We start from the raw sequence: 14,823 nt of genomic DNA, 5'->3' as shown, positions 1-14,823 counted from the left end.
ATCCGTATGGAGCAGTCAGGCACTTCGACCCGCCTCGCGGGCGCGGTGCAGGGCCTCACGTCGGAACTGGTCTCCGCTCTTCGGAGCGGAGACCGCTTCCGGCTGGCGGGCACGGTCGCGCAGGGGCAGGGCCCCGGGGCGACCGCCGACCCGTTCCTCGCCGCCGTACGGGTGGTGGGGGCCGATGTCGTCCTGCCGAGCGTCCTGTCGCGTTGCCCGCCCCCGGATGCGGACGACCTCGCCGTGTTCAGCCGAGCCGTGCACGCCTACCCGCCACCCCCCGAAGCGCCTCCCACCTCGGTGTGGAGCCACTGGGCCATGAGGCGGGCGCTGCTGCGGCTGGACGCCTCCCTCGACGGCGCGTGGGACGACGACGCCGAGCCCGAAACGGCATGGCTCGACGACACGCCGTGGCAGTTCCTGACCCATCAACTCGCCGTGCTCGCCCCCCTCGCGCTGCCCGGCGAGGACTGCGCGGTGGCCCGTGCGGCACGCCGCCGCCCGGTCGACGTCGCCCGGGGATTCGTCCGGGCGGTCCGCCGCCGCGACTGGCTCCAGGCAGCCGGAGCGGGACGCTGGCTGGCCGTCCTCGACGACGTGCCGCGGACGCTGGGCCTGGACACCGGGCTGGAGTTCGTGGCCCAGATGGGCGGCGAGGACGCCCGCGTGGCGTTCCAGGTCGAGGCCACCCAGCTGATGCGCACCGGAGTGCTGGTGTGACGGCGCGCGAGATCCCAGCGGCGCAGGAGATCCCGGCGGCGCGCGAGATCCGCGCTCTGGCCGAGGCCGCGTTGGCCTGGGTGTGCGCCCACCGCGACGGATTCGCGCTCGGCGACGACGCGCTCGCCGAGCACGGCAACGTGAACACCACCTGGAAGCCCCTCGGCGAGCTGGCCCAGGTGTGCGTCTGCGTGCGACGGCACACCGACCCGGCCGACCCGCTCCACGTCATGGCGTCCGACCTGCTGTCGTTCGCGTGGCAACAGACCGGGCACGGCGCCCTGTTCACGGAGTTGCAGCGCCTCGAACCCTTCGCGACGTATCCGCTGGAGGTGTACGCGGCGTTCGCGTCGGCGGGCCTGCGCCACGCCGGCTACGAGCGCGCCACCGCGACGGTGGCCCGTACCCGCGGCTGGCATGTGACGGAGCAGGAACCGAACCGGCGTCTGAGCGTGCTCAACTCCGAGCGCCGCAGCGGTCTCGCGCAACACGACGACGTGGCGCGGGCGTTGGACCGCACCTGGCTCGCCGGCCTGCCGGAGCCGTGGACGTTCGAGCTGGCCGCCGGCTACACGCTCACCCATGTGATCTTCCATCTCACCGACTGGGGCCTGACCCCGCAGGCAGTCCCCGCACCGGTCGCGGCCTACCTGCGGCACTGGCTCGCCCCCTGGCTCGACACCTGTCTGGAGGACGAGCAGTGGGACCTCGGCTGCGAACTGCTGGCCGTGGCGAGCAGCCTGCCCGGCCCGCCGGAGACCGCGCTGTTCCAGGAGGCGTGGGCGAGACTCGCGGTGGCCCAGGACGACTCCGGTGCCGTCCCGGAGGTCGGCGCACGAGGCAGCCGTACGACCGCGCCCGCCTTCCTCGACTGCTACCACTCGACGCTGATGACGGCCTTCGCCGCCGTGCTGACCGTCAACCGGCTGCGTGAGGCGGCCGGGAACGACACGGAGAACACGGAGGCGGGGACGGCGACCGACGGACAGGGAGTGCCGGGATGACCCCCACGCGTCTCATGCACCAGGTCGGGCTCGGCGCCCTGGAGTGGCTGCACGCCCACCGCGACGGATTCCGGCTGGAGTTGGACGTCGACCCGGAGATCGGCTTCCTGGAACGCTTCAAACCGGTCGGCGAACTGGCGCTCATCTGCAAGGTGTTGTTCCGCGAGGGTGTGGCCGGGTCCCGACAGGCCACGCTGGCACGGCAGTTGGTCGACCACGCCTGGCGCCACACCCTGGACGGCGGTCGGATGCTGGTGCACGGCCAGCGCACCGAACCCATATCGCCGATCCCCTTCGAGGTGTACCTGCCGTTCAGGGAGCTGGGCTACCGCAGCCCCGAGGCCGAGCGGGCCTTCCGGCTCAACCAGCGGCTGGACAGCTTCGCCGCCCTGGAGATGTCACCGGTCCGGCGCCTGGGCCTGTCCGCCTTCCAGCGCCGCTTCGGCCTGCCGCCCCGGATACCGGAGGCCGACCTCGTCGGCGCGACCTGGCTGGGACGGGCACCCGAACCCTGGACGGTGGAAGGGCACATCGCCTACGACATCACCCACACCGTCTTCCACCTCACCGACTGGGGGGAGAACCCCGCCGGTCTGCCGCGCGAGATCGCCGACTACCTCACGACGTGGCTGCCGGTCTGGCTGGACGACTGGCTCGACCTGCAGCGCTGGGACCTGCTCGGTGAACTGCTCGTCGTCGACGCCTGTCTGCCCCGCCCCACCTTCGACGAGCGGGCCTGGGAGGGCTTCGCCGCCGCCCAGCAGCCCGACGGCGCGATGCCCGTGGTACGCACGATGCCGCCGGGCGGACCCGACGAGGTCTTCGACCTCGTCTACCACCCGACGCTGGTCGCCGCCTTCGCCTCCGTCCTGGCCACGTCCCGCGCCCTGACCCAGCTGGCGCACACACCGTCATGACAGCCGCCGCACGCCTCACGCGTCCCGCACCCTGGCCGGGCGGTCCACCCGACGTCACCCGCGTGACGTCGAAGCAGGCACCCGTCGACGACGAGGCGGTGCGGCGGCGACTCGACGCGGCCGTAGACGCCGTGGACGCGCCCGACGTCGTCTTCGCCCTGTCCCGGCACGGTCACCGCACCGTGCGCACCGGAGGCACCGCACCGCCCCCGCCCGCCCCCCGCGAGCGGCTGCGCTACGAGATGGGTTCGGCCTCCAAGACGTTCACCGGGCTGCTGCTGGCCCAGCTGACGCAGACGGGCCTGCTGTCCGCGGGCGAGCCGGCCGCCGCCCTGCTGGATCCGGCCCGGCGGCCCGGCGAAAACCCCGTCACCCTCGCCCACCTGATCACCCACACCGCCGGACTGCCCGCCCTGCCCGCCGACTTCTTCGTCCGGGCGCTCCCCGCGTGGCGCACCAACCCCTACGCCCGCTATCCCGCCGAGCGCGTGGTCGACGCCTTCCTGCGCCACCGGCGACGCCACCGGCCCGGCACCCGCTGGCACTACTCCAACTTCGGTGTCGCCGTCCTCGGTCACGCCCTGACGGCGGCGACCGCCACCCCGTGGGACGAGCTGCTCACCGGTCAGGTGCTGGGTCCGCTCCGGCTCAGCGGCGCCACCCTCGGCCCGGGCGGCCCGGACACCGACGCCACCGGACACCGCAAGGACGGCACGACGCCCGTGCCCCCGCTGATCGTCGGCGGCTTCCAGGCGGCCGGCGCCGTCCGGGCCACCCCGCACGACCTGCTCACGTTCCTGGAAGCACATCTGGATCCGGCGGGCCGCCCGCTGGCCGACGCGCTGCGCGCGGTACGCCGCCCGGTGCTCCGACGCGGTCTCGGGCACCGGCATGTGCACACGGTGGCCTGGTTCCAGCACCCCACGGAGTGCGGTCCGATGTACTTCCACGGCGGGGCGACCCTCGGTCAGCAGGCCTTCCTGGGCTTCCGCCCCGACATCGGCACGGCCTTGGCCGCCGTGTGCACCCGCCGTTTCCGCGCCGGCGATGCCTTCGTGCCGACCGCGTACACCCTGCTGGCAGAGATGTAGCGGGCCGACGGTCTCGGGCATCGCCGGACGTCACCGCGTCCTCAGACGCGCTGCCACAGCCCCGGGGCGAGGGCGGGCTGCCACGCGGCCTGCGCCTGATGGGACTGCAGGCACACGTACGTGACACCGTCGAGGGTCACCCGCGCTCCGACCTCGTACACCCGGCCCGCGGCCCAGGTGCCCTGCTGGCCGTCCTCGGGGGCGGAGGTGCCGCTCCCGCTCGTGCTGGTCACCAGCGTCAGGCCGTAGGTGCTGAGCACCGGGTTGATCGGCTGGTAGAAGGTCGTGCCGCCGCTCGTGCAGTCGCCGGAGCCCCCGGACGTGACGCCCTGCGCCTGGACTCCCGAGATGTACGGACCGCCCGAGTCACCCGGCTCCGCACACACCGTCGTACGGGTCACGCCGTCGACGGTGCCCTCGGCGTAGGTGACGCTCGTGTCGTGCTGCTCGATCGTGCCGCAGTGCCAGCCCGAGGTGGAACCGGACCGGCACACCGCGGCCCCGGTCAGCGCCTGCACCGAGCCGGCGGTCAGAACGTCCTGGTCGCCCTCGCCCTTGACGGCGGCTGTCGCGGTCCAGTCGCTGTTGACGCCCACCCATGCCATGTCCTGCCCGGGGAAGACGGACGCCTGGAACGTGCCCTGGGCGACCTGGTTGTAACCGGTGGTCGTCGCCCCCGCCTTCCCGCAGTGCCCGGCCGTGGCGAACCCCTGTTGGTCGCCCTTGGTGACGCCGAACCCCACCGAACAGCGGGCGGTGTTGTCGATGTAGAAGGCGTCACCGCCCCGGATGTCGTACAGGGCGCGCGGCTTGTCGGCCGACACCTTGACGTCCACGAGGGCGCTGTCGACGCCGGCGGCCTTGACGAGCGCGTCCGCGGCGGCGCGGCTCGTCGCCTGCACCGTCACCCGGTTGGTCCGTACGTCGATGTACCGGACCGGCGTGTCGAGGGCCTTGCCGGTCACGGACCGGTCCAGCTTCGTCTTGGCCTTCCTCAGGGTCCTCAGCGGCGTCTTGACGACCGCCGCCCGAGCTCCCCCGGCCTCGATGGCCGGGCCGTCCGCGGCGTCGGTGGTGGCGACCGTCAGGTCGGCGGAGGTGGCCCCGCTCACCCACGCTCCGGCGAACCGCTTGCCCAGCGCGTTCTGGAGCCGGCCGGCCCGGGTGCCCGCCTCGGCCTCGTTCACCAGGCGCGTCCTCGCCTGCGTCTCGGTCAGGCGCAGGTCGCGCTCCAGGGCCCGCAGGACCACGGATGAGGGGCTGTTCGCGCCGAGCGTCTCGGCGGCGGAGGCGGCCGGCGTCGGCGCGGGGGGCTCCACGGCCGCCGCGGCGGGCAGCCCGGTGAGCACGAGTGCGCCGAGTACCGTCAATGCGGCACAAGCGGCTGAAGCGGGTCTGTGGACCATCAGGCGTCTCCTCGGATAGGGGAACAAAGGCCTCGAATCCCTAGGTTTTGCCGAAAGCGACCCAACGGATGTCCGTATCCCCCTTCGTTCCGCGCATCGGAGGACATGAAGGGCCCGCCCGGCGCAGCGCCGGATGCCGGCAGGCCGACAGGCGGGGTACGTCAGCCGGGCTGGAGGCCGGGGTTGCCCGCCTCCGTCACGAAGGACGCGGCGGTGGTGACCGGGGCGCCCGGGGTGGTCACGGCGGACACGGTCCTGAAGTCGGCCCGCGCCTGCCGGCGGTCGAGGGTGACCCGCACATAGCCGCGGCGCCCGTCGTAGAACTTCAGATGGGGGTTGGCCTTGAGATACGTGTCCCAGGTGGCGGGCCGCTCGGCGCCGTCCCGTCCGCTCGTGACCGACGTGGCGGTGAACTCCGTGCCCAGCGTCCTGGAGGCCGGGTCGTCGAAGTCGTCCTTGATGTCGAAGGCGTACGCGACGTGCACGTCCCCGGTCATCACCACCAGGTTCTCCACCCCGGCCGACTTCGCGCCGTCGAGGATCCTGCGCCGGGAGGCCCGGTAGCCGTCCCAGGCGTCCATGGACATCAGGGGCTCCGCGGTGAGGTCGAGTTTGCGCTGGGAGAAGCAGACCTGTTGCGGCACCACGTTCCACAGGGCCTGCGAGGCACGCCAGCCGTCGATCAGCCAGCTCTCCTGCGCCGCCCCGGTCATGGTGCGCGCCGGGTCGTCCTGGAGGGGACCGCCGGAGTGCTTGGTGTCCGCGTACACCTGGTCGGAGCGGTACTGCCGGGTGTCCAGGACGTCGAACTGGGCGAGGGTGCCCCACTGGAGCCGGCGGTAGAGCTGGGCGTCGGGGCCGTTCGGCAGTTGTGCGGCGCGCAGCGGCTGGTTCTCCCAGTAGGCCCGGTAGGCGGCGGCGCGGCGCAGCAGGAACTCCTCCGGCGGATCGTCGTTCTCGCTGATGGCGCCCGCGTAGTTGTTCTCGGTCTCGTGGTCGTCCCAGGTGACCACGAAGGGGTGCGCCGCGTGCACGGCCCTGAGGTCCGGGTCGCTCTTGAAGAGGGCGTAGCGCAGCCGGTAGTCCTCCAGCGTCATGGTCTCGCGGTTGAAGAGGGCCGGCAGCTTCCGGTCGGTGTAGGCGCGTTGGCCGCCCACGGAGTTCACGGCGTACTCGTACAGGTAGTCGCCGAGATGGAGGACCACGTCGACGTCGTCCTGGGAGAGATGGCGGTGCGCCGTGTAGTACCCGTCGTGGTAGGCCTGGCAGGAGACGGCGGCGTAGGTGAGCGACGCGGCCTCGGCGGTGGTGGCCGGCGCCGTGCGGGTACGGCCCGTCTCGCTGATCCAGGTCCCGGTCTTGAACCGGTAGTAGTAGACACGGTCGGGTTCGAGGCCGTCGACGTCGATGTGCAGGGTGTGGTGGTACTCGGGGTAGGCGAGGGCGACGCCACTGCGGACGGGCGCGCCGAAGCTCTCGTCGAGGGCCATCTCCCAGTCGACGGAGACGTACTGCTGGGGCAGGCCGCCGTCCGGCTCGAACGGGGCGGGGGCGAGCCGGGTCCACAGCAGCACGGAGTCGGGCAGCGGATCCCCGGAGGCGACGCCGAGCGTGAACGGGTCGCTGCCGATCCGTGCCGCGTCGAGCTCGCTGGAGCCTGCCGCACCCCGGGCCGGCAGTTGGGTACCGAACGCCAGGGCGGCGGCCGCCGCGGTGACCGTGAGAAAGCGGCGCCGCCCGAAGTGCCGTGCGGCCGCACGCAGTTCGGGGTCGTGTCGCAGGGCCAAGGGGTTCCTCCCACGGTTGATCATCGGCGGAGAACCCCAGCATGTTAACCAGACAAAGTTCAGAATTCGGACAGGCCGGTCGGAGCGCCGGTTAACCTGTGCTCATGCCTCGCTACGAGTACCGCTGCCGCACCTGCGGCGACACCTTCGAACTGAGCCGTCCCATGGCCGAGTCCGCCGCCCCCGCCGACTGCCCGTCAGGCCACGACGACACCGTCAAGCTGCTGTCGACGGTGGCGGTGGGCGGCTCGGCGTCCGCGTCGGCCGCCCCGGCCCCCCAGTCGGGCGGCGGGGGCGGAGGCGGCTGCTGCGGCGGAGGCTGCTGCGGCTGACCGCCGTACCGGAAGCCTCTTCAGCCTGCCTTCAGGTCGACCTGCCTAGCGTGGGCCCATGTCAGTCATCGACTGGGTCAACGGCCTCATGGACACCCTCGGCGCGCCCGGCGCCGGGGTGGCCATCGCCCTGGAGAACCTGTTCCCGCCCCTGCCGAGCGAGGCGATCCTGCCGCTCGCGGGCTTCGCGGCGAGCACCGGCCGGCTGAGCCTGGCCGCCGTGCTGCTGTGGACGACGGCGGGCTCGGTGATCGGCGCCCTCGCGCTGTACGGCGTCGGCGCGCTCCTCGGCCGGGACCGCACGGTGGCGCTCGCGGCCCGGCTGCCCCTGGTGAAGGTCTCGGACATCGAGAAGACCGAGGCCTGGTTCTCGCGGCACGGCACCAAGGCGGTGTTCTTCGGCCGGATGATCCCGGTCTTCCGCAGCCTCGTCTCGATCCCGGCCGGTGTCGAGCGCATGCCGCTGCCGGTGTTCCTGACGCTGACCACCTTGGGCAGCGCCCTGTGGAACACGGCGTTCGTCCTCGCGGGCCACGCCCTGGGCGCCAACTGGGCCCAGGTCACCGAGGTCGTGTCCGCGTACTCGAAGGTCGTCCTGGTGGCCGCCGCGCTCGCGGTCGTGGCGTTCGTCGCCGTACGACTGCTGCGGCGGCCCTCGTCTACTGAGGCGTCCGGGCCGTCCTGAGCAGCTCGCGCAGGATCCGCTCCCCCGCAGCGACCCCCCGCTCCGGCAGCGCGCTGATCGCCGGAGCGGTCCAGCCCTCGTCCGCCAGCTCGCCGTGCCCGGGCCGCCAGCCCCGGTCGGCCGCGAGGAGCAGGTCGGCGTCGAGCAGGGAGTCACCCGCGGCCAGCGTCAGGGTGGCCCCGGTACGCCGGGCCACCTCGCGCACGGCCGCGCTCTTGGTGAGCGGCTTGGGGACGGCGTAGATCTTGCGGCCCTGCAGGGAGACCGTCCAGCCGCGGCTCTCGGCCCACACCGCGAGCTCCTTCACCCAGTCCTCGGGCAGCAGTTCGCGCTCGACGACCAGGTAGGCGAAGAGGTCCTCGGCGATCCGGTGCTTGCGCACCCACAGGGGGTCGGTCGTCTCCTGGAGGTGCGCGCTGATCTCCTCCAGAGGTGCGCACTCGTCGGCGAGACGGGCCGTGACCCGCGCGTGCCAGTCGAGGTCGGTGACGCCGTCGACCAGCAGGTGGCCGCCGTTCGCGCAGATCGCGTACGTGGGCGCGGGGCCGGGCAGGTTGATGCGCTGGTACTGCTTGCGGGTGCGGGTCGTCGTCGGCACGAAGACCGCCGCGTCCCCGAGTTCGCAGAGCAGCCCGGCCGCGGTCTCCGTCATGTACGACAGCGGTCTGCTCTCGTGCACCTCGACACAGAGCAGCCGGGGCGCCCGCGCGTCGGGCATGGTCAGCGCGAGGGCGGCGGCGGAGTAGATGAGCGTGCGGTCGAGGTCGCTCGCCACGAGCACCGGAGGCTGGGCCTGAGCTGGAGCCGGCATCAGAGGGCCACCGCCCGGCCGTCGGCGCCCGTCGCGCCCCGCGTGTACTTGGGGTGGATCAACCCCACGCAGGTGTAAGGGAGTTCGGCGACCTCTTCCACCGGGACACCTCTCTGCTCGGCCAACAGGCGTACGTGGTCCAGGTCCGCGCCCGCCCCGGCCCGCGCCAGGATCTTCCAGGGCACCCGGCGCAGCAGCACCCGGGTGGTCTCGCCGACGCCCGGCTTGACGAGGTTGACGTCGTGGATGCCGTACTCCTCACTGATGCGTTCGACGGCGGCCCAGCCCTCCCAGGTGGGCTCGCGGTCCCCGGCCAGCAGTTCCTTCACGGTGGCGTCGACGGCGTCCACGACCTCGGGGAACCGGGCGGCGACGGCGTCCAGGAAGTCCACCGACACGTCCGCGCCCGCGAGTTCGCGGTAGAACTTCGCGCCGTGGAAGTCGTCGGGGCCGACCAGGTCCGCGCGCAGGACCGTACGCGAGATCAGCCCGGAGACCGTGGAGTTGAGACAGGCGGAGGGGATGAGGAAGTCCTCACGGGTGCCGTACGTCCGCACGCACGAGCCCGGATCGGCGAGTACGGCGATCTCCGGGTCGAAGCCCGCGGCGCCGCCCTCGGCCTCGAACTTCCTCACCGCTTCGGTGAGTTCGCGGGTGATCGCGCCCTTGCCGGTCCAGCCGTCGACGAAGACGACGTCGGCGGGGTCGTGGTGTTCGGCCAGCCAGCGCAGGGCGTTGGCGTCGATGCCGCGGCCTCGGACGATCGAGACGGCGTAGTGCGGCAGTTCCAGACCGTGGCGGAACCCGGCCCAGCGGCGCATCAGGACGCCGACGGGGGTGCCGGCGCGGGCCAGGGAGACGAGGACGGGGCGCGGTGAGCGCTCCTGGAGCACGAGCTCCGTGACGGCGCCGACGGCCTGGGCGAGCCGCGCGGAGGATTCCTTGAGGGCGGTGTGGAACAACTGCTGGTACTGGTCGCTCGGCTGGTACTCCACCGGCAGCGACTCCGCGTAGTGCGCGCCGCCGCTCTGGATGGCCTCCTCGCGCTCCTCGGTCGGCGCCTCCAGGGTGACGTCCGAGAGGTCCTGGAGCAGCCAGCCGACCTCCTCGGGGGCGTACGAGGAGAAGGCGGGGCCGCGGAGGGGCTCGGGGAGCATGGAGGGCCTTTCGGGGGTGTAGCTGGGGATCACCGCGAGGACTGTCTGCCGGGTGTGCGGAGCCAGCTGGGCCAGGAGGCCGTCCGGTGCGTGGAGTTCGGGGGTGTCGGCGGTGTCGTCGACCACGGCGATCACGGCGTCGAAACCGGCTCCGGCGACGTTGTAGGCGTAGCGGTCACCGGGGCCGTCGGCGGGGTTGTCGTGGGCGGGGAAGACGATCCGGCTGCGGATGGCATAGCCGGGGTCGTCGACGGCCAGTACCGGGGAGCGGGTGGTGGTGGAGTAGGTCACCTCGACGCCTTGAGCGACCTGTTCCAGCTCGCGGGCGAGTCTCAGGGGGGCGTACATCAGCTCTTCGAAGCCGAGGATGTGCACGCGGTGCGCGTCTTGGGGCAGGGCCTCGGCGAGCCTTGCGGCCATCGCTGGGAGCGCGGATTCCAGGCGTATTCGGTGGGCTGGAGTGAAGCCGTGGCGTCCGCCGTCTGGGAGGTCTCGGGGCCACGACAGGTCTACGCGGTCGAGTGCCGGGTGCGGGCGGGTGGGGGCTGGTCGCGCCCGCGCGGCGGTAGCCGCAGATTCAACACAGCCCCGCGCCCCTGGGTCAGTCACCTCGAACCTGGCCACAAGGTCCTGGCCCTTCTCCAAGACCCCTTCGGGCAGGCGCACGGTGCCCGAAGCCGCCGCCACCAGATCCACCCTCGCGCCTATATCCCCGGCGAAGTCGGACAGCCGCCCCGCGTCCTCCTCCGACCGCATGTCCACCAGGGCGACCACCACGTACCGGTCCCTCGGGTACCGCTCGTGCAGGTCCCTGATCGTGTTCAGGACCGTGTTGCCCGTCGAGAACTCGTCGTCGACCAGGACCAGGGGGCCGTCGCCGGCCAGCAGGGCCTGGTCCTCCGGGAGGAGCAGGTGGCTCGTGGCGTGGGAGTGGGATTCCTCGAAGCCGCCCGCGGGGGTCACGCCGGGGACCGGGCGGCGGGTGGAGTGGAGGTAGGGGGCGAGGGCGATGCCGTCGGCGACACAGTGGCCGAGGCCCGTCGCCGTCTCCGCGTAGCCGAGGACGACCGCGCGGGCCGCTTCCTCGTCGCCCAGCAGGTCGCGGACCCTGCGGCCCAGTGCGAAGCCGTGGCCGTAGACCACCGACGGCGACTGCGGGACGTGTTTGCCCAGCACGTTGGAGACCAGCAGGTGGGCCCGCTTGGGGTTGCGGCGCAGGGCCAGTCCCAGCAGGTCGGTCAGCCGGCTGTCGCCCACGAGTTCGACGCCGAGCCGGTCGGCGACCCACGTCCCCGACCAGATTCCGCCCGGCGTCCCGTCGTTCACTGCCTTGTTCATGCGTCCCTTGGTGTCCACGGATGGTCAGCCGGAGATTCCGGCGGCGAGCAGCTCCACGAAGCCGATGTCCTCGTTGGCCACCCCGAAGACCTCGGCGCGCAGCATGGTCCGCTCGGCCCAGGCGCGGTGCGGCTTCACTTCGTTCATCTTGTTCGTGTACTGCGACCTCAGCACCCCGCCGCCACCGCGCTCGGGCCGCAGGATGTCCTGCGCGTCGCTGAACTCCTCGTGGCTGACCACGGACAGCGCGTGCACGGGCAGTACGTGGGTGGGGTGGATGCAGGTCTTGCCGAGCAGGCCGTTGGCCTGGTCGAGGGTGATCTCGCGGAGCAGGCCGTCCATGGCGTGCTCGATGAGTGCCTCGCGCAGTTCCTCGGCCTGGCCCTCCAGGAAGGGGCTGCGGCGCAGCTGCGGCTTGAACATGCGCTCCTGGACGCGGAAGTACTCCCAGACCGGCCCGGTCACGGTGAAGCCGGTGCCGTCGGCGCGACCCAGCATGTTCACCACGTCGGCGATCACGGAGGCGACGATCTGGACGTCCCAGGCGGTCATGTCGGGGGCGCGGCGCAGGCCGTAGGAGGAGCAGAAGTCGGTGACGCCGAGGCGCAGCGCCAGGACCCGCTCGCGGTACTTGTCGACCGCGCGGGCGATGCCCTCCAGGGTCTCTACGCGCGTCTCCCGGTAGAGCAGCTCCGGCGACTCCAGCACCGGCATGGCGAACAGCCGGTGTCCGCTCGCGGCCTCGGCGCCGGAGAGTGCCTCCAGGAAGGGGATGCCGCGCTCCTCGGTGAACTTCGGGAGCACGAATCCGGACAGCAGCCGGACCGCGGGACCGAGCCGCCGTACGAGATCGGGGATCTGCTGGGGGTGCCGGACCCGGATGAAGAGCAGAGGAAGGTCCACCCGGCGTTCCGCGAGGTCCGTGAACTGCCGGACGAGGTTCTCCTCGCCCTCGGCGACGTCGTCGTCACCGATCGAGTCCTCCAGGCACAGCACCATCGAGACCACGCCGAGCCCAGCCTGCTTGACGATGTCGTCGGCGAGGCGCGGCCGCGTGGCCGGACTGTAGAGCGTGGCGCCCAGGGCCGCGGAGAGCAGCCGGGCCGGGGAGTCCGAGGTGAACTCGCAGGGCTCCTGGTGGAAGAGGCGCTGACGCACCTCCGGGGTGATGTGCCCGAAATGCCGCATACGACTCCCCCGTGGTAGCTGTGCCGCCTGTGAAGGGTTCACAGGTGGCCGGTAATAGTACGTAGGTACCCGTGTCCGAGGTTCCCACCGGGCATGAATTTCAGGTAACGCAGACAAACACGCCCATGTCGACACCGGTACGACATGAGCCGGTGTCCCGCACCCCCGCATTGTCGTGACCAGGACCGAGAGGGCAGGATGACTCGCATGACGCACGCCATGCTGAAGGGGTCGAACGTCCCGCTGGAAACCACCACGGTACGCGCCGTGCTGCGCTGGGCGCCCGGGCAGGGGGTCCCGGTCGTCGACGCCTCGGCGCTGCTCCTCGGCCCCGGCGGTCGGGTGCGGTCCGACGAGGACTTCGTCTTCTACAACCAGCCCCGGCACCCCTCCGGGAAGGTCTGGCTCCTCGGCAAGAAGCGCGTCGCCGAGGGTCCCACCGACACGATCCAGACAGATCTCGCCGGTGTCGAGCCCGACGTCAGCCAGATTCTCCTGGTCGCGTCGGTGGACGACTCCTCGGTGGACGAGGCGTCGGTGGAGAACGCCACCTTCGGCCGCGTACGGGGCCTGTGCATTTTGCTGTACGACGCCTCGGTCCCCGACGGCGAGCCGCTGCTCTCCTTCGACATCAAGCCGGAGACGGGCAAGGAGACCGCCCTGATCTGCGGCGAGCTGTACCGCCGCGGCGAGGGCTGGAAGTTCCGCGCCCTGGGCGAGGGCTATGTGGAGGGCCTGCAGGGCCTGGCCACGGACTACGGCATCGTGGTGGACGAGTCCGACTCCGCGCAGACCACGCCCCAGGCCGAGCACACGTCGTTCCCCCTCCCCCCGGAGCAGCCCGCGCAGTCGGCCTCCTCGGTCCCCACCCAGCCCGCCTACGGCTACCCCCAGCAGGCGACCCCGGTGACGGCTCCCGTGGCGGCGTCGGGCTACGGCTATCCGCCCCCGGTGGCTCCGGCCCCGGCGGCGGAGTTCCGCCTGCCTCCCCAGGGCCCGCAGTTCATCGGGCGGTAGCGGCGCTCACCGGTCGGCCTTCGCCTTGTAGCCCCGTCCCCACTGCAGCCCCCACCCGTACAACCGGTCCAGCTCGCCCTGGAAGCCGTACACGAACTGCACCTCGCGGCGCACGACGAGCTCGCCCTTGATGTTCTCGATCATCACGACCGCGCAGGACCGGGCCTGGGGGTGCCGCTCGTCGAGGCCTATCTCGATCCGCGGCCCGTTGCTCGGATACAGCGTCACCATGGCGTGGGTACGGTCGAACGCCGGGGTCTGGTCGTAGATGTACACGAAGACCAGCAGCCGCTTGATCTGGTCCCGGTGGTCGAGGTTGACGTACATCGTCTCGCCGGACGCCGACCCGAACCGGTCGTCCCCGCTGAGCTTCACGTACGGCGGCGCGTTGACGTCCCCCAGCAGGCCGCCGAGGGGCTGGACGACGCCCTTGGTGCCGTCGGCCAGTTCGTACAGGCACCCGAGGTCGAGGTCGACGTTGACCATGCTCTGGCTGTGGCCGAGGACCTCCGGCGGCTTGAGGGCCTTGAAGGGGTGCCGCAGCAGCGACTCGCGCTGTGAGCCCCCGATGTCGGAGGTCCGCATCCGCCAGGTCAGGTTGACGCGGAGGTTCCCGGTCGCCGCGCCCTGTTTGGTGAGCGAGACCCGGTTGTGCCGCTTGGTCAGTTCGATCGCGTTGCTGGCCGCGCTGCCCGAGTCGAAGTCGACCTCGCGGCCGCCTCGGAGTCCGTCCAAGAAGCCCATTCCCGCCCCCATGTTCACTTTGGAGAAGCCGGCGGGGCGGCCGGAGGCCGGCCGCCCCGCTCAGAGCGTTCCTCACCGGGGAGGGTGTCACACCCCGGACGAGACCTCAGTCTTCTCGTCCGACCCCGCGGCTTTCCCCTCGGCGGCCGCGAGCGCGTTGTTGCGGCGTACGGAGGACCAGAAGGACCAGCCGATCAGGATCACCCCGACGAGGCCGGTGATGATCTCGTTGATCTCGTACTGGATGGTGACCATGAGGATCACCGCGAGGGCGCCGATCGCGTAGTGCGCGCCGTGCTCCAGATAGACGTAGTCGTCGAGGGTGCCCTGGCGGACCAGGTAGACGGTCAGGGAACGGACGTACATCGCGCCGATGCCCAGGCCCAGCGCCATCAGGACGATGTCGTTGGTGATGGCGAACGCGCCGATCACGCCGTCGAAGGAGAAGGAGGCGTCCAGGACCTCCAGGTACAGGAACATGAAGAACGCGGCCTGGCCGGCCAGCGTGACCGCCGACTTGGGCTTGCCCTCGCGCTCGGCCCGTTCCTCGTCCTCGTGTTCGCGTTCCTCCTCCTCTTCGAGCTTGTCCTCGAAGTAGCCGGAGAGGCCGCCGACGACCATGTAGG

General features: G+C 71.7%; 14 protein-coding genes. 7 read left to right on the top strand and 7 right to left on the bottom strand.

What is annotated here, in order from left to right; all coding sequences use genetic code 11:
* Positions 1 to 6 precede the first annotated feature (6 nt).
* From ACFVYN_RS36470 to ACFVYN_RS36455, 4 genes are read left to right on the top strand one after another with little or no spacing between them, the layout of a single operon-like run.
* Positions 7 to 720 carry a hypothetical protein gene (locus ACFVYN_RS36470; RefSeq protein ID WP_390006418.1) on the top strand — a complete coding sequence of 238 codons (714 nt, stop codon included), beginning with the start codon at positions 7 to 9 and terminating at the stop codon, positions 718 to 720.
* On the top strand, positions 717 to 1,724 hold the full coding sequence (locus ACFVYN_RS36465; RefSeq protein WP_390006417.1) for a DUF6895 family protein: 1,008 nt from the start codon (positions 717 to 719) through the stop codon (positions 1,722 to 1,724). Before ACFVYN_RS36470 ends, ACFVYN_RS36465 begins: the two co-directional genes overlap by 4 nt.
* A complete protein-coding gene (locus ACFVYN_RS36460; protein WP_390006415.1) occupies positions 1,721 to 2,641 on the top strand; it encodes a DUF6895 family protein in 921 nt (306 codons plus the stop codon). The genes ACFVYN_RS36465 and ACFVYN_RS36460 overlap by 4 nt, the downstream gene beginning before the upstream one ends.
* Complete coding sequence (locus ACFVYN_RS36455; RefSeq protein WP_390006414.1) at positions 2,638 to 3,732, top strand: serine hydrolase domain-containing protein; 1,095 nt, start codon at positions 2,638 to 2,640, stop codon at positions 3,730 to 3,732. Before ACFVYN_RS36460 ends, ACFVYN_RS36455 begins: the two co-directional genes overlap by 4 nt.
* A 41-nt stretch (positions 3,733 to 3,773) precedes the next feature.
* Here ACFVYN_RS36455 and ACFVYN_RS36450 read toward each other — a convergent pair whose 3' ends face one another.
* Together ACFVYN_RS36450 and ACFVYN_RS36445 are read right to left on the bottom strand one after the other, a co-directional pair.
* Complete coding sequence (locus ACFVYN_RS36450) at positions 3,774 to 5,138, bottom strand: alpha-lytic protease prodomain-containing protein (protein ID WP_390006412.1); 1,365 nt, start codon at positions 5,136 to 5,138, stop codon at positions 3,774 to 3,776.
* A 161-nt stretch (positions 5,139 to 5,299) separates the two neighbouring features.
* Complete coding sequence (locus ACFVYN_RS36445; protein ID WP_390006410.1) at positions 5,300 to 6,949, bottom strand: alkaline phosphatase D family protein; 1,650 nt, start codon at positions 6,947 to 6,949, stop codon at positions 5,300 to 5,302.
* Positions 6,950 to 7,029: 80 nt separating this feature from the next.
* Between ACFVYN_RS36445 and ACFVYN_RS36440 the strand changes: the two genes are divergently transcribed.
* Positions 7,030 to 7,257, top strand: coding sequence for a zinc ribbon domain-containing protein (locus ACFVYN_RS36440; protein WP_390006409.1), 228 nt, complete (start codon positions 7,030 to 7,032; stop codon positions 7,255 to 7,257).
* A 58-nt stretch (positions 7,258 to 7,315) separates the two neighbouring features.
* The gene (locus ACFVYN_RS36435) at positions 7,316 to 7,942 is read left to right on the top strand and encodes a DedA family protein (protein WP_390006408.1); all 627 of its coding nucleotides are present in this window, start codon (positions 7,316 to 7,318) and stop codon (positions 7,940 to 7,942) included.
* On the opposite strand, the gene ACFVYN_RS36430 is transcribed toward ACFVYN_RS36435, so the two are convergent.
* From ACFVYN_RS36430 to ACFVYN_RS36420, 3 genes are read right to left on the bottom strand one after another with little or no spacing between them, the layout of a single operon-like run.
* On the bottom strand, positions 7,917 to 8,753 hold the full coding sequence (locus tag ACFVYN_RS36430) for an HAD family hydrolase (protein WP_390006406.1): 837 nt from the start codon (positions 8,751 to 8,753) through the stop codon (positions 7,917 to 7,919). The genes ACFVYN_RS36435 and ACFVYN_RS36430 overlap by 26 nt on opposite strands.
* A complete protein-coding gene (locus tag ACFVYN_RS36425) occupies positions 8,753 to 11,248 on the bottom strand; it encodes a phosphoribosyltransferase (protein ID WP_390006405.1) in 2,496 nt (831 codons plus the stop codon). Before ACFVYN_RS36425 ends, ACFVYN_RS36430 begins: the two co-directional genes overlap by 1 nt.
* Positions 11,249 to 11,272: 24 nt before the next feature.
* Positions 11,273 to 12,436: an HpcH/HpaI aldolase/citrate lyase family protein gene (locus ACFVYN_RS36420; RefSeq protein ID WP_390006403.1), complete on the bottom strand. Its 1,164-nt coding sequence runs from the start codon at positions 12,434 to 12,436 to the stop codon at positions 11,273 to 11,275.
* Positions 12,437 to 12,643: 207 nt separating this feature from the next.
* On the opposite strand from ACFVYN_RS36420, the gene ACFVYN_RS36415 reads away from it, so the two are divergent.
* Complete coding sequence (locus tag ACFVYN_RS36415; protein ID WP_390006402.1) at positions 12,644 to 13,453, top strand: TerD family protein; 810 nt, start codon at positions 12,644 to 12,646, stop codon at positions 13,451 to 13,453.
* A 6-nt stretch (positions 13,454 to 13,459) separates the two neighbouring features.
* Here the strand turns inward: ACFVYN_RS36415 and ACFVYN_RS36410 are convergent, their stop codons facing one another.
* Together ACFVYN_RS36410 and ACFVYN_RS36405 are read right to left on the bottom strand one after the other, a co-directional pair.
* Positions 13,460 to 14,197, bottom strand: coding sequence for a Tellurium resistance (locus ACFVYN_RS36410; protein ID WP_390006401.1), 738 nt, complete (start codon positions 14,195 to 14,197; stop codon positions 13,460 to 13,462).
* Positions 14,198 to 14,284: 87 nt separating this feature from the next.
* Positions 14,285 to 14,823: DUF475 domain-containing protein (locus tag ACFVYN_RS36405; RefSeq protein ID WP_390006400.1), on the bottom strand; the 539-nt coding region annotated here is incomplete at its 5' end.

The sequence above is a fragment of the Streptomyces sp. NPDC058307 genome, from assembly GCF_042880295.1.
Taxonomy (GTDB): Bacteria; Actinomycetota; Actinomycetes; order Streptomycetales; family Streptomycetaceae; genus Streptomyces.
Note: the sequence above shows the minus strand (reverse complement) of the source record. Positions and strands in the feature narration are given on the sequence as shown.